At 21.5% G+C, this 298-nt stretch carries 1 protein-coding gene; it reads left to right on the forward strand.

Annotation, left to right across the window (positions count from 1 at the left end):
- Positions 1-146: 146 nt before the first annotated feature.
- A partial coding sequence (locus V7161_RS30300; RefSeq protein WP_335716465.1) for a capsular polysaccharide synthesis protein occupies positions 147-298 on the forward strand: 152 nt, incomplete at its 3' end.

A 298-nucleotide genomic window follows, 5' to 3' on the forward strand; every position in this document is an offset into this window, starting at 1 on the left:
GATTATAAAACTATTTAATAAAAAGGAACAAAGGATTATATATTTTATTATTTTAGTTTGTTATTTCATTTTTTATATGTATGAACAAGTAATTACATTAAATATAAGCTATCAAAGTAATTACTTTTAAAAGGATGAGTTAATTAATGAATAAAATTGAAAAAATCCCGAGAAAGATACACTATTGCTGGTTTGGAAAAAGGGAAAAGCCTGAAATTATAAAGAACTGTATAAATACTTGGAAAATTAAGTTGCCAAATTATGAAATAATTGAATGGAATGAGGATAATTTTAATAT

Origin of the sequence: Neobacillus drentensis (assembly GCF_036965425.1) — a bacterium.
Lineage (GTDB): Bacteria > Bacillota > Bacilli > Bacillales > Cytobacillaceae > Neobacillus > Neobacillus drentensis_F.